The sequence below is a fragment of the Serinicoccus shuyuelongi genome (assembly GCF_045032955.1).
GTDB lineage: Bacteria > Actinomycetota > Actinomycetes > Actinomycetales > Dermatophilaceae > Ornithinicoccus.
Window position 1 is genome coordinate 156,571 of the sequence record NZ_JBJFZU010000012.1, and the last position, 19,227, is coordinate 175,797.

A 19,227-nucleotide genomic window follows, 5' to 3' on the forward strand; every position below is an offset into this window, starting at 1 on the left:
CGGTGGACGAGAGGTCAGAGCAGCCCCGACTCGGTGATCATCTGCACCGTGGTCTGCAGGTCCTCGAGGTCGTTGAGGTCGATCTCCGGGGTCTGCAGCTCCTCGAGGGCGGGCAGACCCTCGGGGGCGCCGAGGCCCTCGATCATCGGGTACTCGGACGTCTCCTCGACGAAGTAGGTCTGCCCCTCGGTGGAGAGCAGGTGGTCGATGAGCAGCTGGGCCTCGCCGTCTGCCTGCTCGCCCACCATCCCGATGCCGGAGATGTTGACCAGCGCGCCGGTGTCCCCCTCGGAGAAGAAGTGCAGCGCGGAGCCCAGATCCTCGACCTCGACGCCCTGCTCCTGTGCCACCTCGTAGAGGTAGTAGTGGTTGACCAGCCCGGCATCCATCGTGCCGGCCTCGACGTCGGCGACGATCGGTCCGTTGCCCTCGCGCAGCTGGGGGTCGTTGGCCGCCATGTCGGCCATCCACGACGTCGCCGCGTCGTCGCCCTCGAGCACCCGCATCGCGGTGATGAAGGCCTGGAAGCTGGCGTTGGTCGGGGCCAGGCCGACCCGGCCCTCCCACTGCGGCTCGGTCAGCTCGTCGACCGAGGCCGGCAGCTCGTCCTCCGAGACCAGGTCCTTGTTGTAGACCAGCACCCGGGACCGTCCGGTCAGGCCCACCCAGGTGCCGTCCGCGGACCGGAAGGTCTCAGGGACGGCGTCCAGCGTCTCCTGCGGCAGCTCCTGGAGCAGACCGCCCGCGGCCACCGCCCCCAGGGCGCCTGCGTCCTGGGCGAGGAAGGCCTCGGCGGGGGAGTTCTCGCCCTCCTCCAGGAGCTGGGCCGCCATCTCGGCGGTGCCTGCGTAGCGCACCTCGACCTCGATGCCGGTCGCCTCGGTGAACTGGTCGATGACCGGCTGGACCAGGTCCTCGTTGCGGCCCGAGTAGAGGGTGACGGTGCCGTCGCCCCCGGTCGCGTCCGCCGAGGCCCCGTCGTCGTCCGTGCTGGTGGTGTCATCGGTGGTGGTGTCGTCGCTACCGCCCTCGGTGCCGCCGCAGGCGGCCAGGGTCGCGGCGAGCACGGTGGAGGTCAGGGCGAGGCGCAGGGTGCGGGACATGGGACGGCTCCTGGGACGGGCGACTTAGGACACCCTAACTTCACCACAGTCACGAGTCTGTTGGCAAAGTGATGGCCGGCAACCACACCCGACGCTCGGTGGGAGAGAAGGGGTTGGCCCCGGGTACGCGAAAGCCGCGGGTGTCTCAGGGGCAGACCCGCGGCTTGTCGCGTGGCCAGGGGCGGGGTCGAACCGCCGACCTTTCGATTTTCAGTCGAACGCTCGTACCAACTGAGCTACCTGGCCGGAGTAGTGATCCGGCGTGGCCACCGGACTGCTCCGGTGACCACGCCGCTCACACTCTGCGACCCCGACGGGACTCGAACCCGCGACCTCCGCCGTGACAGGGCGGCGCGCTAACCAACTGCGCTACGGGGCCTCGATTTCAGGTCGAGACCTGTGGTGCATCCCCAACGGGATTCGAACCCGTGTTACCGCCGTGAAAGGGCGGGGTCCTAGGCCACTAGACGATGGGGACCTATCCGTTGAGGACGGGTGCGAGCATACGTGATCGTCGCGCCAAGAATCAAAACGCCTCCTCAGGCCCCGTTCGAGGGCCTCGCCCACTCCCGCAGACGCTCGACCGGCCAGGTGTTCACGACCCGCTCCAGGGGCACCCCGTGGCGCTGCGCGCGCTCGCAGCCGTAGTCCAGGAAGTCCAGCTGCCCGGGGGCGTGCGCGTCGGTGCTGAGGGCGAACAGGCACCCCGCGTCGATGGCTTGGCGGAGCAGCTCACCCGGGGGGTCCTGGCGCTCCGGCCGGCTGTTGATCTCCACCGCCGTCCCGGTCTCGGCGCAGGCCGCGAACACGGCGGCGGCGTCGAAGTCGCTGGGCGGTCGCGTCCCGGAGCCGCTGCGCGCCCCGCGGTCCCCCCGGCGGGGGGACACCCGGCGCCCGGTGCAGTGCCCCAGCACCGAGGTCAACGGGTTGCGGACGGCAGCCACCATCCGGCGGGTCATCGCCGCCCGTTCCATCCGCAGCTTCGAGTGCACGGAGGCGACCCGGACGTCGAGCTCGGCGAGCAGGTCGGGGTCCTGGTCCAGGCCCCCGTCGTCGAGGATGTCGACCTCGATGGCCTTGAGCAGGGTGAACCCGGGCGCGGTGTGCGCGTTGACCGCGTCCACCACCGCCAGCTGGCGCCGCAGCCGGTCCGCGGTGAGCCCGTGCGCCACCGTCAGCCGGGGGGAGTGGTCGGTCAGCGCCAGGTACTCGTGGCCCAGCTCCATCGCGCTGGCCACCATCTCCTCGATCGGGCTGCCCCCGTCGGACCAGTCGGAGTGGCTGTGCAGGTCACCGCGCAACGCCTCCCGCACCCGCTCCCCGCCGGTCACCAGCGGCTCGCCGGCCCGGGACTCCAGGTCGGTGAGCTTGTCCGGGACGGCTCCGGCGACCACCTGCTCGATCACCGCGGACGTCGAGGGCCCGATCCCCGGCAGCTCGGTCAGGGTGCCGGCGGTGACCCGGTCCCGGACGCCCTGCTCGCCGAGCGGGAGGATCACCGCCGCCGCTTTCCGGTAGGCCTCCACCCGGCGGGTCTCGGCGCGTTCGCGCTCGAGCAGGAAGGCGATCCGGCGCAGCGCGTCCACCGGCTCCAGCGGGTTCGGCCCAGCAGTCATGGCCTCAGCGTAGGCCGGGGTGAGGTCCTACGCTCGTGCCATGACGAGCGTCCGCACCGCACCCTTCGCCGAGCTCGACCCGCGCACCCTGCACGACCTGCTGCGGCTGCGGGTCGACGTCTTCGTGGTGGAGCAGCAGTGCCCCTACCCGGAGATCGACGGACGGGACGTCGAGCCGGGCACCCGGCACCTGTGGGTGGAGGTGGACGGGCAGGTCGCAGCCTGCCTGCGCACCCTCGTCGACGCCGACGGTGCCCGGCACCTGGGGCGGGTGGCCACGCACACCGGCCACCGCGGTCAGGGGTATGCCGCCCGCCTGGTCACCGAGGCGCTGCGGCTGCTGGGTGACGGTCCGGTGACGATCGAGGCCCAGGCCTACCTGGAGGGCTGGTACGAGCGGTTCGGGTTCGTCCGCGGCGGCCCCGACTTCCTCGAGGACGGCATCCCGCACCTGCCGATGACCCGCGCCTGACTACTTGGTGCGCGGCGGCTTGCGGAAGTCGTCGCCCAGGTACTCCAGCGCGAGCCGCGCGTACACCTGCTGCTCGGTGACCGTCCGCTCGGACCGGTCCCGGCCGACGAAGCTCACCGCCCAGTGCATCAGTGTGGCCAGCTGGCTCTTGAAGCCGATGATGTAGAAGAGGTGCACCGCGAGCCAGCCGATCCAGGCGGGGTAGCCGGTGAGCTCGAGCCGGCCCCGCTTCATCACCGCGCGGAACCGGGAGATGGTGGCCATCGACCCCTTGTCGTGGTACTCGAAGGCCTGACCGGTCTCGTCCCCGCGGAGCCGGCGCAGGATCTGGTCGGCGGCGTGCCGGCCGCCCTGGATGGCGCCCTGCGCGACGCCCGGCACCCCGTCGACGGCGGCCAGGTCACCGACCACGAACACCTCGGGGTGTCCGGGCAGGGTCAGGTCGGGCAGCACCTTCACCCGGCCGGAGCGGTCCAGCTCGGCGCCGGCCTGCTCGGCGACCTTGCGGCCCAGGGGGTTGCCCTGGACGCCGGCCGCCCACACCTTGGTGCGGGACTCGATCCGCTCCTGGGCGCCGTCGGACATCGACTGCAGGACGACCCCGCCCTCGTCCACGTCGACGACCATCCGGCCCAGCTTCACCTCGATGCCCAGGTTCGCCAGCGCGATCTCGGTCTTGCCGGCCAGCGAGTCGCCGAAGCTGCCCAGCACCTGGTCGGCGGCGTCCACCAGCAGGATCCGGGCGCTGGTCGGGTCGATGTGCCGGAACTCCTTGCGCAGCGTGCGCTTGCTCAGCTCGGCCAGCTGCCCGGCCATCTCCACCCCGGTCGGCCCGGCCCCCACGACGACGAAGGTGAGCAGCTGCCGCACGTCCTCCTCGCGCCCGGCGGCCGCCGCGATCTCGGCCAGCTCGAAGGCGCCGTAGATCCGCCCGCGCAGCTCGAGCGCGTCGTCGATCGACTTCATCCCGGGCGCGTACTCGGCGAAGTGCGGGCTGCCGAACCAGGACTGGTTGGCGCCGGCCGCCAGGACGAGGCTGTCGTAGGTGTAGACCATGTCCTCGCCCGCGGTCACGGTGCTCACCGTGCGCTCCTCGAGGTCGATCGCCTCGACATCCCCGAGCATGACGGTGGTGTTCGCCTGGCCGGCGAAGATGTCGCGGGTCGGCGGGGCGATGACGCCCTCGGAGAGGATGCCGGTGGCCACCTGGTAGAGCAGCGGCTGGAAGAGGTGGTGACCGGTGCGCGCCACCATCAGGACCTGGACCGAGGGATCGGACAGGGCCTTGGCGGCGAACAGGCCGCCGAAGCCGGAGCCGATGACGAGGACCCTGTGCGGGGCGGGGGTCTGGGTGTCGGTGCTCATACCTGAGTCAACCGCATCGTGGCCCCTCAGGCTTCCCGTCCGGCCCCTCGGGTATGCCGACGACGACGAGACGTTGGTCACGGTGGGAGACTGGGGGCATGAGTTCGCTGGAGACGCGGCCGGACGAGACGACCTGCGGCGCGCAGCGGCCGCAACCGCTGGAGCTGTCGGTGCTGCCGCCCCGCGAGGTGCCGCTGGGCGGCCCCCGGGCGATGACCGTGCGGCGCACCCTGCCCTCCCGGGAGCGGACCATGATCGGGGCGTGGTGCTTCGTGGACCACTACGGTCCGGACCCGGTCGAGGGCCGCGGGATGGTGGTGCCGCCGCACCCGCACACCGCGCTGCAGACGGTGTCCTGGCTGTTCAGCGGGGAGATCGAGCACCGTGACTCCACCGGGGTGCAGGCCGTGGTGCGCCCCGGCGAGCTCAACCTGATGACCGCCGGGCACGGGGTCTGCCACTCGGAGGTCTCGGTGACCGGTCCCGGCGCGCCCGCGGTGCTGCACGGCGCCCAGCTGTGGGTGGCGCTGCCGAGCGCGGACGCCGACGTGGCGCCCTCCTTCGAGCATCACGTCCCGGAGCCGGTGACCCTGCCGGGGGCACGGGTCAGCCTGTTCCTCGGTGCCCTGGGCCTGCCGGGGGACCGCGAGCTCCTCTCGCCGGTCCGCACCTACACCCCGCTGCTCGGCGCCGAGGTGCGGTTGGAGCCCGGCGCAGAGCTCGAGCTGGCGGTGGACCCGGGCTTCGAGCACGGGGTGCTCGGCGACACCGGGCAGGTCCAGGTGGAGGGTCGCGAGGTGGCGCCCGCGCACCTGGCCTACCTCGGGCCCGGCCGGGACCGGCTGCGGCTCCGGGCGGGGGAGCAGGGGGCCAGGGTGCTGCTGCTCGGCGGCCCGCCCTTCGGTGAGCAGATCGTCATGTGGTGGAACTTCATCGGACGCTCGCACGAGGACGTGGTCGAGGCGCGGCAACGGTGGCAGCAGGAGCTGGCCACCGGGGCGTTCCCGCAGGGCCGGTTCGGTGCGGTGCAGCACCCGGGCCTGGAGGCGCTGCCCGCCCCGGTGCTGCCGCAGGTGCGGCTGCGCCCCCGTGGCTGAGGCGGTGGCCGAGCAAACGCCGAGCGAGGTGCTGCTGATCGACAACGTCGACAGCTTCACCTACAACATCGTCGACCTGCTGCACCGTGTGCTGGGCCGCCCGCCCGTGCTGATGGGCCACGACCACCCCGCCGACACCGCGGAGCTGCGCAGGTTCGCCGCGATCGTCGTCGGTCCCGGTCCGGGCCGGCCGCAGGTGGCCACGGACATGGGTCTGTCGGACCTGGCCCTGAGCCAGCGGGAGGTTCCCGTCCTGGGGGTATGCCTGGGCCACCAGGGGATGGCGCACCGGGCCGGTGAGCAGGTGGTCGAGATGGCGCTGCCCCGGCACGGCATCGTCAGCGAGGTCGCGCACGGGGGCACCGGCCTGTTCGTCGGCGTCCCCTCCCCGGTGCGGGTGGTCCGCTACCACTCGCTGGAGGTCGCCGAGCCGCTGGTCTCGTCGTTGCAGGTCACGGCGCGGGCCCTGGACGACGGGTCGGTGATGGCGCTCGCGGAGCCAGGTGCCCCGCGCTGGGGGGTGCAGTTCCACCCGGAGTCGGTGCTCTCCGGGCACGGTGAGCGGATCATCGCGAACTTCCTGGATCTGGCCGGGGTGCCCCGGTCCGGCGTCGGATCCGGCGGTACCGGTGAGGGCATGGTCGCGGTCGGCGACGCGCTGGGCCGGCACGACCTCCGGCCGGGCGGGGAGCGACGGAGGCTGACGGTGCGGACGGCCCGGGTGCCCGGACCGGTGGACGCGCCTGCCCTGCACGAGGCCCTGCTCGGCGACGCGGCCGGCTCCGTGTGGCTGGACGCCTCGGACGGGCGGGGCTGGTCGCTGCTGGTCGACTCCCGCGGCCCGCTCGCGCAGGAGCTGACCCACCGGGTCGGTGAGCACCCGCCGCTGCTGGACCGGCTGGACGAGCTGCTGGGGCGGTGGCAGCTGGTGGGGGAGGACCCGTCGACACCGTTCGGCTGGCGACCGGGCGTCGTCGGCTACTGGGGCTACGAGCTGAAGGCCGAGACCGGGGGGTCGGCCGCGCACCGCTCCCGGTGGCCGGACGCCTGGTTCGTGCTGGCCGACCGCGGGGTGGTCGTGGACCACGAGGACGGGGACGTCTGGGCGCTCTGGCTGGAGGATGCGGCGGTGGCCGACGAGCAGCGGCGCTGGGTGGGGACGGTCCGGGACGCGGTGGCCGCTGCCCGCCCGCGCCCCGCCGCCCCGACTCCTGCTGCCCCGTCCACGGCCCGGCAGGATCAGGACCGTGGCGCGTCGCTGGTCACCGCGAGGCACGACGAGCAGGCGTACACCCGGCTGGTGCGGCGGGCGCAGCAGGAGATCGCCCGGGGCGAGTCCTACGAGGTGTGCCTGACCACCTCCTGCGCGGTCACCGGCGCCGGGCTGGACGAGCGGGAGCTGTACCTGGCGCTGCGGGAGGCCTCCCCGGTGCCCAGGGGTGCGTGGCTGCGCAGCGCCGGGCTGAGCGTGCTCTCGGGGTCGCCGGAGCGCTTCGTGTCGGTGCGCGACGGGGTCGTCGAGGCCCGCCCGATCAAGGGAACCCGGCCCCGCGGGGCCACCCCCGACGAGGACGTCGCCCTGGCCGACGACCTGGCCACGGCGGTCAAGGACCGCGCGGAGAACCTGATGATCGTCGACCTGCTCCGCAACGACCTGCACCGGGTCTGCCGCACCGGCAGCGTGCACGTGCCGGAGATCTTCGCGGTGGAGAGCTACGCCACCGTGCACCAGCTGGTCTCCACGGTGCGCGGCGAGCTGGCGCCCGGGATGACACCCACCGACGTGCTGCGGGCCTGCTTCCCGGGCGGCTCGATGACCGGCGCCCCCAAGGTGCGCACGATGGAGATCCTGGACGCCCTGGAGGGCGCCGCCCGCGGCGTCTACTCCGGGGCGATCGGCTGGGTCGGTGCCAACGGCTCGATGGACACCTCGATCGTGATCCGGACGCTGACCTGGAGCGACGGTGACGTCACCTTCGGCGTCGGTGGGGCTGTCACCGCGCTGTCGGACCCGGCCCAGGAGTATGCCGAGACCCAGGACAAGGCGCAGGCGATGCTGCGCGCGGTCGGCCGGGCGGCTCAGTCGGGCTGATCAGGCCCCAGCAGCCACAGCCGGACCGGCTCCCGGCCGAGGGTCCCGCCCAGGGTCAGCAGCAGGCCCGCCGGGCTGCTCTCCCAGCCGGCCAGGGTGATGGAGCGCCGGTCGTGCAGGAAGCGGGTGAGCCGTCCCAGGTCCCCGGGCTCGACGCTGCCGACCAGGTAGGTGGTGGAGTCGGCCATCCGCAGCCGGCCCACCCCGTGCACCGGCCCGGGGGTGAGGCCGCGCACCGGGACCCGCCGCTCGATGAGGCCCGGGAGCTGCAGCCGCAGGCGGGCTGCGGCGCGCTCGAAGGGTGTGCTGTCCCGTGGATCCCCTGGGCGCGGACCGTCGGGAGGCTCATCCCACGACATACCTGCCAGTGTGCCCGACGTAGGCTTGCGGGATGACGACTCAGCCCATGATCACCTTGAACAACGGCGTGCAGATCCCCCAGCTCGGCTTCGGGACCTTCCGCGTCGACGAGGCCGAGACGCAGCGGATCGTGGAGACCGCGCTGGAGGCCGGCTACCGGCACATCGACACCGCGGCCGGCTACTACAACGAGGCCGGCGTCGGCGCCGCCCTGAAGGCGAGCGGGCTGGCCCGCGACGAGGTCTTCATCACCACCAAGCTGCGCAACGGCGACCAGGGCCGGGACCGCGCCCGGGACGCCTTCGAGGCCTCCCGCGAGGCTCTCGGGGTCGACGCGATCGACCTCTACCTGGTCCACTGGCCGGTGCCGAGCAGGGGTCTGGCCGCCGAGACCTGGGAGGTGCTGCAGGAGGTCTACGCCGACGGCGGTGCGCGCGCCATCGGCGTCTCCAACTTCCTGCCCAACCACCTGGCCCGACTGCTGGAGACCGCCCAGGTGGTGCCCGCGGTGAACCAGATCGAGGTGCACCCGAGCTTCCAGCAGACCGACACCCAGGAGGCCTCCACCGCGGCCGGGCTGGCGGTCGAGGCCTATGCCCCGATCGGCCAGGGCGAGGACCTGCAGGCCCCGGCGGTCACCCGGATCGCCGAGATGCTGGACGTCACGCCCGGCCAGGTGGTCATCCGCTGGCACCTGCAGCAGGGCCGGATCGTGATCCCCAAGTCCGCCACCCCTGCGCGGATCGCCTCCAACGCCGACGTCTTCGGCTTCGAGCTGGACAACGAGCAGATGGCCGCGCTCACCGCGATGGACAGCGACCAGCGGATGTTCCCGGACCCGGAGACCGCGGACTTCACCCAGTTCCGCGACTGAGGGTCGGAACGCCGCACCATCGGGGTGACCCGCCCCTGCATGCTTGCTGCATGGCCGAACGGCCCCGCTGCGCTCGAGGCGCGGCGGGGCCGTTCGGGTCTCCTGGGCCGGTGGGGCCGGCCCGGGGAGTCTGTGGGGTGGAGGAGGTCAGGCCGACTTGATGGCCGAGATCTCGAACTCCAGGGTGACCTTCTCGGCCACCAGGACGCCGCCGGTCTCCAGCGCCGCGTTCCAGGTCAGGCCGAAGTCCTTGCGGTTGACGACGGTGCTGCCCTCGAAGCCGACGCGCTCGTTGCCGAAGGGGTCGGTGGCGCCGCCGGCGAACTCGAAGTCGACGGTGACCGGACGGGTCACGTCCTTGATGGTCAGGTCGCCGGTGACGCGCAGGGTGTCACCGTCGACAGCGGTGACCTCGGTCGAGGCGAAGGTCATGGTCGGGTAGTTCTCGACGTCGAAGAAGTCTGCCGACTTCAGGTGGCCGTCACGGTCGGCCGAGCGGGTGTCGACCGAGGCCACCTGCATGGCGAGCTCGATGCGGGCGTCCTGCAGGTCGGGGCCCGTGGTGGCGGTGCCTTCGACCTCGTTGAACGCGCCGCGGACCTTGGTGACCATGGCGTGCCGGGTGGAGAAGCCGATCCGGCTGTGCGAGGGGTCGATGGTGTAGGTGCCGTCGAGCTGGTTGAGGGTGCTCATGTGGTGTCCTTCCGCAGAGGTTGTTGATGCTTCAACGACTACTCTAGACCTGTATGACGTGTCACGCAAGTGTTACTCTGGAGTCATGTCTATCCCTGGGGCCCCGTGGCTCGACGAGACCGAGATGGACCTGTGGCGTACCTGGCTGCGGGTACAGACGGAGCTGCCCTCCGCGTTGGGGCGGGCGCTGCACGAGGACAGTCAGCTGTCGTTGCAGGACTTCGAGACGCTGGTCCGGCTGTCCGAGGCGCCCGAGGGGCGTCTGCGGATCTCCGCCCTCGCGGAGGAGATGCACTGGGAGAGGTCCCGGCTCTCGCACCACCTGCGGCGGATGGCCGGGCGCGGGCTGGTGGAGAAGATCGAGTGCGCCGAGGACGGCCGTGGCTCGTTCGTGGTGCTGACCGACGCCGGGGAGCAGGCACTGCAGGCCGCCGCACCGGACCACGTGCGCACGGTGCGTCGCCTGTTCTTCGACGAGATGAGCACCGAGGAGCGGGCCGCGGTGCAGCGCTTCCTCGGGCGGGTGCTGGAGCGCACCCCCTGACGCAGGGGTGCTGACCGCGTCGGCTGCTGGTGCGGTATACCGGCCGGATGCCATAGTCGAGGTCATGTCGTCCCGTCCGCAGCGCGTCCTGCGCTGGCTGAGCCGTCCTGACGTCCGCAGCGACCTGGTGCAGGTCGTCAAGAGCGTGATCGCGGCGGTCACGGCCTGGTTGGTGGCGGACGCCGCCCTCGGTCTGGACCAGGCCTTCCTCGCCCCGTGGACCGCGCTGCTGACGGTGCACGCCACCGTCTACCGCACCCTCTCCCGCGGGGCGCAGGCGATGCTCGCCACCTCCGTCGGGGTGACGCTCGCCTTCGCCGCGGTCCTCCTGGGAGGGCACGGTGCCCTCACCCTGGCGGTCGCGCTGCTGGTCGCGATGCTGCTGGCCCGGGTCGGGCTGATGCGGGCGGAGGGGATCACCGTCGCCACCACGGTGCTCTTCGTCATCACGGCCTCTACGGAAACCAGCTGGAGCGGGCTCGCCGACCGGCTGGCCGCGACCGCCATCGGGGTGGCGGTCGCCCTGGTCGTCAACACCGTCGTGGTGGCTCCGTTGCGGGACCAGAGCGCGCGTCAGCAGATCGAGGAGATCGACCGGGGGCTGGGCCGGCTGCTGCAGGACATGGCGGCGGGCCTGCGCGAGCGGGCTGACGACCAGCTCACCGGCGACTGGGTGGACCGCACCCGCACGCTGGACCGACGGCTGGACACCGCCTGGACCCTGGTCTACGAGGCCAGAGAGAGCACCTGGGGCAACCCGCGGCGTGGTCGCGCCTCCAGCGGTGAGGAGCTGTCCCGGGTGCTGGGCCGGCTGGAGGAGGGCATCGCGCAGGTGCGGGGGATGTCCCGGCTCATCCACGAGTCCACCGCAGACGCGGAGGAGTGGGAACCCGGCTTCCGTGAGCCGTTCATCGACCTGCTGGACGAGCTGGGACGCAGGGTCGAGGACCCGAAGGCGGACGTCCAGGAGCTGCGCGGGTGGACCGACCGGCTTGCCTCCGACCTCTCCGACGGCGGACTCCCGGACCTGCGCTGGCCGCTCTACGGCGGGCTCATCGAGATGTCCCGGATCGTCATCGACATCGTCGACGACGTGGCCACCTCCGAGGTGGTCAGGTCCGGCTAGGGCTGACCCGGCCGACCCTGCGCGCGGGTCACACGTGCCAGTGCGGGTTGCGACCGATGAAACCGAGGAGCTGGTCCTGCGGCGAGGCGTCCTCGTCGACGGGCACCGGGGGTCCGTACTGTCCCGAGGAGCGCATCATCTCCTCTACCGGCTGCATCCCCGCGAGCAGCTCGCGGCACAGGTCGGGGTCCAGGGTGGACTCCTGGCCGGTGGCGCGGGCCAGGTCCCAGCTGTGCAGGAAGACGTCCGGGGTCCAGAACCGGTCGAGGGCCTGGGCGAGCGTCAGCTCGCCGATGTGCGGATCAGCGAACGGTCGGGTCGCGACGACCGGGTCCTCGAGGAGCGCCTGGACCGCCCGGGCCCGTGCCGTCCACGCGCCCACCGGGTCCTGCTCGACGGCCGGGCCGTCCTCCAGGTGGACCGCGCTGCCCGAGGCCAGCAGTCCGGGCAGCCAGTCGATCAGGTGGCCGAGGACGTCGCGGGCCCGCCAGTCGGCCACCGGGGTCGGGGCCCGCCAGTCCCGGGTGTCCCGGACCAGCTCGCCGAACCGGCTCGAGATGACGCGGTGGCGGGCGGCCGGGGCGGTCGGAATACAGCTCACACCGTGCCGTCCTCCAGCAGGGCGTCCAGCGCCGCGTACCCCTCGGAGACGCCGGTCTCCATCCCGCTGGCCAGCCACTGGTCGCGGGCCTCGAAGGAGTCGCGCAGGCTGGTGGCGTGCAGCAGGGTGCGCCCGTCGCCGAGGTCGGTGAAGGTCAGCGTCTCCAGCGCGACGGCATCGGGCATCTCCTCCCAGGTGAAGGTCTGCACCAGGCGCTCCGGGCTGACCGTGTGGAAGCAGCCGCGGAACGACGTGGACCACTCCTCGCGGCCCGCGGTGTAGCGCCAGGACCCGCCGTCGCGGGCGTCCCAGTAGTCGACGTCGGCACCGATGTCGGCGGGTCCGATCCAGCGCGTGAAGAGCTCGGGGTCGGTGTGCGCCCGGAACAGCTGGGCGGGGCTCGCCGCGAACTCCCGGTAGATGTGGATCATCGGGACGTGCTCGTCGGCCTCGATGCGGGCCGTGGTGGTGATAGTCATGACGCCTGTCCTTCCGTGGGGGTGTGCTGCCGGGGGCGGGTGTCCCCGGTCTCGTCGAGCTCGGCCAGGACCTCGTCCAGGCGCTGGTAGCGCTCCTCCGCCTTCCGGGCGTAGCGCTCGATCCACCGCGTCATCAGGTGCAGCACCTGTGCCTCCAGGTGGACCGGGCGGCGCTGCGCCTCCCGGGTACGGCTGACCAGGCCGGCGTCCTCGAGCACCCTGAGGTGCTTGGACACCGCCTGCAGGGAGACCTCGTAGGGCTCGGCCAGGGCGCCGACGGTGGCGTCACCGGCCGCGAGGCGGGACACCAGGTCCCGACGGGTGGGGTCCGCGAGGGCGGAGAAGACCTTGGACAGCTGGTCGCTCATCGATACTCCTTGTCAACCAAGCGGTGGAATACCAAGGTAGCGCGGCCTTCCAGCGTCGTCAACCATCTGGTTGATAAATGCTCGCGCTCCGGTGCTCACTCCGCGCACGGGCCCCGGCGGTCGGATGGGGGCGCGCCGTCGGCCCGGACGACCTACCGTGAGGAGCTCCGACGAGAGGAGACCAGGTGAGGCTGCCTGCAGCACGTGGACCGGTGTCGCGTGCGGTGATCGACCACCTGCGTGACGCATCCCCGACGACCCAGGACGGGCTCCGGGCGGTGGGGCAGGCGGAGCCGGCCTCGCGGGTCATCGACAACGAGGACGCCCTCCTCGCGCTCTGGCTGGTGCAGGGGCTGAGCTACCACGGGTATGCCGATGTCCTCGCCGACCTGGAGTGGGACCTGGCCGTCCTCGAGGTGCGCACGCGGCTGGAGGCCGCTCTGCAGGAGGAGCTGCTGAGCGTCGCCGCTCCCGTCGTGGAGGCCCTGCTGCCGGAGGCGCAGGCCGATCTCACCGCCACCCTCTTCTCCCTGCCCGACCGGGTCGCCGCCTTCGCGCCGTCGGTCTCGGCCTGGGCACGTTCGTCGATGACGACCGAGCAGTGGCGCGAGATGCTCGTGCTCCGGTCCGCCTCCCAGCTCAAGGAGGCGGACCCGCACACCTTCGCCGTCCCGCGCATCCCCGGGGCCGCCAAGGTGGCGTTGATGGAGATCCAGTTCGACGAGTACGGCAGCGGTGACCCGACCGCCATGCACTCCGAACTCTTCGCCCGGGCCATGCGGGCCGTGGGTCTGGACGGCTCCTACGGCGGGTATGCCGACGCCTGGCCCACGCCCGTGCTGCTGGCCAACGTGACACTGGGCTGGCTCGCGGCTCGGCGTCGGTGGGCTCCTGCCGTCGTCGGGCACCTCACGATGGTGGAGACGACCAGCGCCTTGCCGTCCAAGCTCTACGTCGCAGGGGCGCGACGGCTGGGGCTTCCCGAGGCGGCCTGGCGGTACTTCGACGAGCACGTGGAGGCGGACGCCGCCCACGAGCAGGTCGCGGTGCGTGACCTGTGCGGTGCCTTGGTGGCGGACGACCCGCAGGCGTTGGACACCCTGCTCGTCGGCGCCGTGCTGGGGCTGCACGTGGAGGGCCTGGTCGCCGAGCAGGCGATGGCGGCCTGGGGTGAAGGGCGGTCATGCCTGGAAGTGCCGCTGCCGCCCTGGTCGCGTGTGGCCGCATGAGCGCGGACCGACCGCCGGTGGCCACCCCGCTGCCGGCCGAGGAGGTCCGGCTCACCGAGTGCCCGGACGGGCCGCTGCTGGTGCGCCGTGCCCGGACCGTCATCGACGCCGAGGGTGTCACGCATGCCGTCACCCGCCCGGTCGTCGCACTCTGCCGGTGCGGGGCCAGTCAGCGGCTGCCCTGGTGCGACGGGGTGCACAAGCGGCTCGCCCCGTAGACCACAGGCCAGCGTCACCCAGGGGTCAGGCCCGCTTCCGGTGCCGGTTCGATGGTGAGACGTCGGATCACACCGAAGTCGGTGTGGAAGCGCTGACGCAGGGTGGCGGTCCCGCCGGGGAAGGCGCCGTCGATACGGACGAGCAGGTCGACGGTCTCGGCGTCGACGACGCTGTGCTCCAGCAGCGTGGTGGTGTGCTCGACCGCGGTCGCGGACTCGGTGACCCAGTCGGCGATCGCGTCGATGCCGGTGTACGTCCGGCCGTCGTCCACCACCACGGAGTCGGGGGCGAAGAGCGCGGCGGCGTCGGCATACCGGCCGGAGTCACGAGCGGTGAGATAGGAGCGGACGATGCCGGGGACCTGGCGTGCCTGCTCAGGGGTGAGGGTTGGTGTCACGGGATCTCCTCCGTCTGTCGGGTTGTTCTCAGTATGGGTGCCGGGTCCGACAGAGAGGTGGGGGACGGCTCGCAGTGGGGTCGTTGTGGCGGGTGAGGGGGTCTGAGCGAGTGCACCTGTCAAAACATGACCCAACCTGTCAAAACGTGACCAAGTTTGGCACCCATGGCCAGAGTGAACGGCGTAAACTATCACCTCAAAATTCGGCGTGCAGTTTTCTTCGAGATTGCCAGTGTGCCGAGGTCAGTAATATGCAGAGGTATTTGGTGTGGTGTGGTTCATGTTAGAATTGCGGTTCCGATACATCCGCGCTCAGCGCTCAGTCTGGGGCATTCATGCCGGCTCACGCCATTCACCGCCACTCTCTTCTGCCCCAAAAATTCTTCGCTGTGCTGCTCGGGCTGGGGGTGGCCCTGGCGCTCGTCGTCGTGACGGGGGTCGGCCCGGTGGCGGCGCTGGACCGCGTCGGGTTGGGGACTGCGACCAGCTATGCCGTCCTCGGTGGATCCGCAGTGACGAATACCGGCCCCTCAGTGATCAATGGGGACCTCGGCGTCGCTCCCGGCACCGCGATCACCGGATTTCCTCCCGGTGTGGTGAACGGCGAGGTGCATGCCGCCGACGCGGTGGCGGGTGTGGCCCAGGACGACCTGACCACCGCCTACAACGACGCGGCCGGCCGAGCCACGGATGTCACGATCACCGCGGACCTGGCGGGGCAGTCCCTCACCCCGGGTGTGTATACCGGGGACGCCCTGGCCCTGAACGGTCAGCTGACCCTCGACGGCGGGAACGAGATCGACCCCGTCTTCATCTTCCAGGCCGCCAGCACACTCATCACCGGGTCGAGCAGCTCGATCGTCTTCATCAACGGTGCTGACGCCTGCGACGTCTACTGGCAGGTCGGCAGCTCGGCGACCATCGGCACCACCACCGCCTTCGCCGGCACCGTGATGGCCCTGACGTCGATCACCGCCACCACGGGCGCGACCGTGCAGGGCAGGCTGCTGGCTCGCAACGGCGCCGTCACCCTGGACACCAACACCATCACCGTCCCCGCGTGCGAGACCGGACCGGTTCCGACCGAGCCGGAGCCGACGATCCCGGAGCCGACCGAGCCCGTGCCGACGGAGCCGGAGCCGACGATCCCGGAGCCGACCGAGCCCGTGCCGACGGAGCCGGAGCCCACGATCCCGGAGCCGACCGAGCCCGTGCCGACTGAGCCGGTCCCGACGGAGCCCGTGCCGACTGAGCCGGAGCCGACGATCCCGGAGCCGACGGAGCCTGTGCCCACGGAGCCGGTCCCGACGGAGCCCGAGCCGACGATCCCCGTGCCCACGGAGCCGGTGCCGACGGAGCCTGTGCCCACGGAGCCGGTCCCGACGGAGCCCGAGCCGACGATCCCCGTGCCCACGGAGCCGGTGCCGACGGAGCCCGTGCCCACGGAACCGGTCCCGACGGAGCCCGAGCCCACTGAGCCGGGACCCGTCAACCCTGTGCCCACCGAGCCGGGCCCGCGAGGTCCTCAGCCGAGTGAACCAGGACCCATCGACGAGCAGGTCCGGACGTGGCCCGTCGGTGGCGTCCAGACCGGTGGCGGCGACGGAGGCGGGATGAACGTCACCCTCTTGACGACAGGGCTGGTCGCCATGGCAGTAGGCCTTGGCGGGTTGCTGATCACCCACCGATCCGGGTCACGACGGTCCGAGTGACCGAGTGGCGTTGACGCGTGGGTCACGGTCGCCGCTTGGCGGCTGTGGCCCGCGCGTCGCTGCGATCTGCAGCAACCAGGGTCACCGCCGCAGCTTGAGCCATCCCCAGGCTGCGGTGGCGGCGAAAGCGACGAGGCCGATGACCGTGAGCCAGAAGAGGCCCTCCAGCACCGCGCCGAGGACGGCGAACACGAGCCAGAGCGCGAGCAGGACGAGGATGACAGTCTTCATCCGTCCATCTTCACACCTTAACGAGGTGGCTCGGTCGCGAGGTCGTGCAGCCGCGGCTTCACGGCGGCGAACTCGGAGTCGGCCCTCGCCGCAACGCTAGAGCCCGCGCTCGAAGAGGTGGAACTGGTTCAGGTCAGTGCCTTCGTAGTGCAGTGTGTGGACTCCTAGATCGGTGAACCCGCAGCGGGTGTACAGCTCGCGAGCGGCGATGTTCTCGACGTAGGTGTCGAGCCGGACCGAGCGGCAGCCCTTCTCCCTGGCCACGTCGAGCGACGCTTCGACGAGGAAGCGCGCCACGCCTTGGCGAAGGAAGTCTGGGGATACAGCCAGGGCGTGAACCACGAGGATCTGCTCGGGGGGGACCTCGAGGGCCCACGGTGCATGCAGGTATGCGTCGGGGGCGGCGTGGTTCAGCACGACGACGCCGGCGATCCGCCCGCCGGCCTGGTCAAGGGTGAGGTACAGCTCGCCGGCCTCGATCCATTCCTGGACCTCTGCTTCGCTCGGACGGTTCTCGGTATGCCAGTGCGGGAAGTCCACCGTCACCGCCAGGTGGTCGACGATCTGCCTGTAGGCGGCCTGCGCTGCTGCGGTGTCGCTGGCTTCCGCCTCACGGAAGTTCCAGCGCACGGTGCCATCGCGTCCTTCCACCAGCGCAATCTAACGAGTCGACGTCCCGTCGGGATGTGCAGGGGCTCGCGCGGCCGTGGAACTCGACGGCAATCTGGGTGGTCGGCGGTGACGGCCTACGTGACGGCTCAACAGCCGCCGACCGTTTCCTCGGAAGGGCTATCAGTCGGAGCGGCACCCCCTCTGACCAGCAGTAACTCCGAAGTGGGCCCCGTGGGACTCGAACCCACAACCTACGGATTAAAAGTCCGCAGCTCTGCCAATTGAGCTAGAGGCCCGGGCGCGGCCGGTCCTGCGCTGCGCCGGCCACCAAGGCTAACGGCTCGCCCGAGGGGTCTGTGCCCACTGCTGCGGACGACCGCGATCAGAAGGGTGGGGGCTCGTCATCCGGGCCCACAGGTGGAGGGGTGTTCTCCTCGGGGGTGGTGAGGTGGAGGATGTCGGCGGGGGTGGGGGTTTCTGGTCGTGGTCCGTGGCGTCGGGATCTGCTGGGGGTGGTGTGGGTGATGAAGAGCCAGCCGCCGAGGTGTCCGCCGTGCTCGGCGGAGCCGGGGTGGTCGTCGTCGTCGGTGAGCAGCGCGTGGGGTCCGCGGTGGGCCAGGGCCGCGTACAGGACGCGGGCCACGGTGTCTCTGCGGTGGTCGATGTCGGCCCGCTGTGAGGGGTGCTGCCCACGATGGCCGTCAGGGGCGGGGTTCACCGGTGCGATGGTGTCCAGCGCCTGGCGCAGCCCGGCAGGGCCGAGCGCCTCCGGGCCGATCTGGCTGTGCTCCGGGGGTGCTGAACCCGGCGCTGGGCGGGTGTGTTGTCGGTAGTCGTGGGAGCGGGTGGTGTGGACCTGTCCGAGCAGGGTGGTCCAGGTCAGGTCCCGCATCTGGTTGACGGTGGCGGTGGCCAGGTGCAGGGTCTTGGCCTGGTGCGCCCGCTTCGACAGCGCGACGAGGTTGCTCGTGCCGGTGACCCCGCCCTGGGCGCCCCAGGGCGTGACGTGGTCCAGCTCGCACCGGCCGGCAGGAGTTCGTGAGCCCGGCGCGCGGGAGAACACGTCAGCAGCGATGACGTGGGCGCGCATGTCCGCGTCCGGGCGGTATTGCTGCCGGGTCCGCTCGATCAGCCGCCCGTCCGCGGGATCGGTCAGCAACCGGTGCACCGTCGTGCCCGGGACCAGCGCGAGCTCCCTGACCTGCCCGGGCGAGACGTACACCGGGCGGTCCCCGACCACCAACCCCACCCCAGCACCAGCACCGACGCCGACCCCAGCGCCGGCCTGGGTGTCCTCGCTGGCCGGGGTGCACCCGGGCGCCCCCTGGCCGTGCGGGACTCTAGAAGGGCCTGCCGGTTCTGCGGGGGTTGCGGGGGTGCCGGTGAGGGTGTCCCAGGGCACGATGACCTGCAGATCGATCGGGGGCAGTGCGTGCAGCACCCGTGCCATCGACTCCAGGTCCGCCACCGCCAGCTCCTCCTCTGCCTGGGCCTGGGCCTGGGCCTGGGCCTGGGCCTGGGGCAGGGTGCCGTGGATGAGCAGGGCCGCGGCGACGTCGCAGTGCAGCTGGGGCAGGGTCCGCGGGTCGCCCTGGGTGCGCAGCAACCGCGCGGCGCGATCGATGCGGGTGTGGGCCGCGCACAACGAGACCAACGACCCGACCAGCGTCAACGCCGCACTCCCGTCATCGGCCACGACGAGTTCGGCGTGCCGCTGCTCATACGCCCGACGGCGCCGTTCCCGCTCGGCGATCACGTCCTGACCCTCGGCCCGTACCGCCTCCCGCTCCAACGCCGCGACATAGTCACCCTCGCGCCACGGCCGCACCACCAGCTCACCCTCGCCGTCCACCCGCTCCGCGACGGCCGTCGCCGGGTCGCACCCGAACAGCCCTTCCGCGACGGCTTCGGCCTACGCGACCGGCAACCGGGCGCACCGCCGCCAGAACGCCCGCGCCCGACCCCACCCGATCTCCCCACGATCCATCGCCCCCAACACCAGGGCCCGCACCCCCACCGGCGCGCACGCCAGGCCCA

The 19,227-nt window shown here is 71.8% G+C and carries 21 protein-coding genes and 4 tRNA genes; 9 read left to right on the forward strand and 16 right to left on the reverse strand.

Translation table 11 applies throughout. The features are described from left to right. Positions 1-14: 14 nt before the first annotated feature. From ACI3EY_RS14680 to ACI3EY_RS14700, 5 genes are all read right to left on the reverse strand, one after another. Entirely contained in the window at positions 15-1,103 is a 1,089-nt protein-coding gene (locus ACI3EY_RS14680) for an iron ABC transporter substrate-binding protein (RefSeq protein WP_405040899.1), read from the reverse strand. Between the two features lie 172 nt (positions 1,104-1,275). Continuing rightward, positions 1,276-1,349 (reverse strand) — tRNA-Phe (locus ACI3EY_RS14685). Between the two features lie 59 nt (positions 1,350-1,408). After that, positions 1,409-1,482, reverse strand: a tRNA-Asp gene (locus tag ACI3EY_RS14690). 26 nt (positions 1,483-1,508) lie between these two features. After that, positions 1,509-1,581: transfer RNA gene (locus ACI3EY_RS14695), tRNA-Glu, on the reverse strand. Between the two features lie 61 nt (positions 1,582-1,642). Then, positions 1,643-2,719, reverse strand: a complete 1,077-nt coding sequence (locus tag ACI3EY_RS14700) for a PHP domain-containing protein (protein ID WP_405040900.1) — start codon at positions 2,717-2,719, stop codon at positions 1,643-1,645. A 40-nt stretch (positions 2,720-2,759) separates the two neighbouring features. Between ACI3EY_RS14700 and ACI3EY_RS14705 the strand changes: the two genes are divergently transcribed. Further along, positions 2,760-3,191: a GNAT family N-acetyltransferase gene (locus tag ACI3EY_RS14705; protein ID WP_405040901.1), complete on the forward strand. Its 432-nt coding sequence runs from the start codon at positions 2,760-2,762 to the stop codon at positions 3,189-3,191. Here the strand turns inward: ACI3EY_RS14705 and ACI3EY_RS14710 are convergent, their stop codons facing one another. Next, positions 3,192-4,556, reverse strand: coding sequence for an NAD(P)/FAD-dependent oxidoreductase (locus ACI3EY_RS14710; protein ID WP_405040902.1), 1,365 nt, complete (start codon positions 4,554-4,556; stop codon positions 3,192-3,194). Between the two features lie 98 nt (positions 4,557-4,654). On the opposite strand from ACI3EY_RS14710, the gene ACI3EY_RS14715 reads away from it, so the two are divergent. Continuing rightward, positions 4,655-5,653, forward strand: coding sequence for a pirin family protein (locus tag ACI3EY_RS14715; RefSeq protein ID WP_405040903.1), 999 nt, complete (start codon positions 4,655-4,657; stop codon positions 5,651-5,653). 4 nt (positions 5,654-5,657) lie between these two features. Further along, positions 5,658-7,745 (forward strand): aminodeoxychorismate synthase component I, encoded by a 2,088-nt coding sequence (gene pabB / locus ACI3EY_RS14720; protein WP_405040904.1) that lies wholly within the window; start codon positions 5,658-5,660, stop codon positions 7,743-7,745. Here pabB and ACI3EY_RS14725 read toward each other — a convergent pair. Continuing rightward, entirely contained in the window at positions 7,733-8,104 is a 372-nt protein-coding gene (locus ACI3EY_RS14725; RefSeq protein ID WP_405040905.1) for a hypothetical protein, read from the reverse strand. The genes pabB and ACI3EY_RS14725 overlap by 13 nt on opposite strands. A gap of 32 nt (positions 8,105-8,136) precedes the next feature. Here ACI3EY_RS14725 and ACI3EY_RS14730 point away from each other — a divergent pair, with 32 nt between their 5' ends. After that, positions 8,137-8,979, forward strand: a complete 843-nt coding sequence (locus tag ACI3EY_RS14730) for an aldo/keto reductase (protein WP_405036182.1) — start codon at positions 8,137-8,139, stop codon at positions 8,977-8,979. 147 nt (positions 8,980-9,126) lie between these two features. Here the strand turns inward: ACI3EY_RS14730 and ACI3EY_RS14735 are convergent, their stop codons facing one another. Then, positions 9,127-9,672, reverse strand: coding sequence for a YceI family protein (locus ACI3EY_RS14735; RefSeq protein ID WP_405036183.1), 546 nt, complete (start codon positions 9,670-9,672; stop codon positions 9,127-9,129). An 85-nt stretch (positions 9,673-9,757) separates the two neighbouring features. On the opposite strand from ACI3EY_RS14735, the gene ACI3EY_RS14740 reads away from it, so the two are divergent. Beyond that, positions 9,758-10,216, forward strand: coding sequence for a MarR family winged helix-turn-helix transcriptional regulator (locus ACI3EY_RS14740; RefSeq protein WP_405036184.1), 459 nt, complete (start codon positions 9,758-9,760; stop codon positions 10,214-10,216). A 64-nt stretch (positions 10,217-10,280) separates the two neighbouring features. Next, complete coding sequence (locus tag ACI3EY_RS14745; protein ID WP_405040906.1) at positions 10,281-11,342, forward strand: FUSC family protein; 1,062 nt, start codon at positions 10,281-10,283, stop codon at positions 11,340-11,342. Positions 11,343-11,370: 28 nt separating this feature from the next. On the opposite strand, the gene ACI3EY_RS14750 is transcribed toward ACI3EY_RS14745, so the two are convergent. Genes ACI3EY_RS14750 through ACI3EY_RS14760 form a run of 3 tightly spaced genes read right to left on the reverse strand, consistent with a single transcriptional unit; the run spans position 11,371 to position 12,790 of the window. Continuing rightward, the gene (locus tag ACI3EY_RS14750; protein ID WP_405040907.1) at positions 11,371-11,943 is read right to left on the reverse strand and encodes a TIGR03086 family metal-binding protein; all 573 of its coding nucleotides are present in this window, start codon (positions 11,941-11,943) and stop codon (positions 11,371-11,373) included. Continuing rightward, complete coding sequence (locus tag ACI3EY_RS14755; RefSeq protein WP_405040908.1) at positions 11,940-12,422, reverse strand: SRPBCC domain-containing protein; 483 nt, start codon at positions 12,420-12,422, stop codon at positions 11,940-11,942. Before ACI3EY_RS14755 ends, ACI3EY_RS14750 begins: the two co-directional genes overlap by 4 nt. Next, complete coding sequence (locus ACI3EY_RS14760; RefSeq protein WP_405040909.1) at positions 12,419-12,790, reverse strand: ArsR/SmtB family transcription factor; 372 nt, start codon at positions 12,788-12,790, stop codon at positions 12,419-12,421. The genes ACI3EY_RS14755 and ACI3EY_RS14760 overlap by 4 nt, the downstream gene beginning before the upstream one ends. 185 nt (positions 12,791-12,975) lie before the next feature. Here ACI3EY_RS14760 and ACI3EY_RS14765 point away from each other — a divergent pair, with 185 nt between their 5' ends. Both ACI3EY_RS14765 and ACI3EY_RS14770 read left to right on the forward strand, forming a co-directional pair. Next, on the forward strand, positions 12,976-14,019 hold the full coding sequence (locus tag ACI3EY_RS14765) for an iron-containing redox enzyme family protein (protein ID WP_405040910.1): 1,044 nt from the start codon (positions 12,976-12,978) through the stop codon (positions 14,017-14,019). Continuing rightward, positions 14,016-14,237: a CDGSH iron-sulfur domain-containing protein gene (locus ACI3EY_RS14770; protein ID WP_405040911.1), complete on the forward strand. Its 222-nt coding sequence runs from the start codon at positions 14,016-14,018 to the stop codon at positions 14,235-14,237. The genes ACI3EY_RS14765 and ACI3EY_RS14770 overlap by 4 nt, the downstream gene beginning before the upstream one ends. Positions 14,238-14,251: 14 nt before the next feature. On the opposite strand, the gene ACI3EY_RS14775 is transcribed toward ACI3EY_RS14770, so the two are convergent. Then, the gene (locus tag ACI3EY_RS14775; RefSeq protein ID WP_405040912.1) at positions 14,252-14,635 is read right to left on the reverse strand and encodes a nuclear transport factor 2 family protein; all 384 of its coding nucleotides are present in this window, start codon (positions 14,633-14,635) and stop codon (positions 14,252-14,254) included. Positions 14,636-15,024: 389 nt separating this feature from the next. Here ACI3EY_RS14775 and ACI3EY_RS14780 point away from each other — a divergent pair, with 389 nt between their 5' ends. Then, positions 15,025-16,347: an ice-binding family protein gene (locus ACI3EY_RS14780; protein WP_405040913.1), complete on the forward strand. Its 1,323-nt coding sequence runs from the start codon at positions 15,025-15,027 to the stop codon at positions 16,345-16,347. Positions 16,348-16,428: 81 nt separating this feature from the next. Here ACI3EY_RS14780 and ACI3EY_RS14785 read toward each other — a convergent pair whose 3' ends face one another. The 4 genes from ACI3EY_RS14785 to ACI3EY_RS14800 all read right to left on the reverse strand — a co-directional run bounded on the left by ACI3EY_RS14785 (position 16,429) and on the right by ACI3EY_RS14800 (position 19,042). Then, entirely contained in the window at positions 16,429-16,578 is a 150-nt protein-coding gene (locus ACI3EY_RS14785) for a hypothetical protein (protein ID WP_405036194.1), read from the reverse strand. Positions 16,579-16,674: 96 nt separating this feature from the next. After that, on the reverse strand, positions 16,675-17,229 hold the full coding sequence (locus ACI3EY_RS14790) for a GNAT family N-acetyltransferase (protein WP_405040914.1): 555 nt from the start codon (positions 17,227-17,229) through the stop codon (positions 16,675-16,677). Between the two features lie 184 nt (positions 17,230-17,413). Next, a tRNA-Lys gene (locus ACI3EY_RS14795) sits at positions 17,414-17,486 on the reverse strand. 86 nt (positions 17,487-17,572) lie between these two features. Then, positions 17,573-19,042, reverse strand: a complete 1,470-nt coding sequence (locus ACI3EY_RS14800; RefSeq protein ID WP_405040915.1) for an HNH endonuclease — start codon at positions 19,040-19,042, stop codon at positions 17,573-17,575. Between the last annotated feature and the right edge of the window lie 185 nt (positions 19,043-19,227).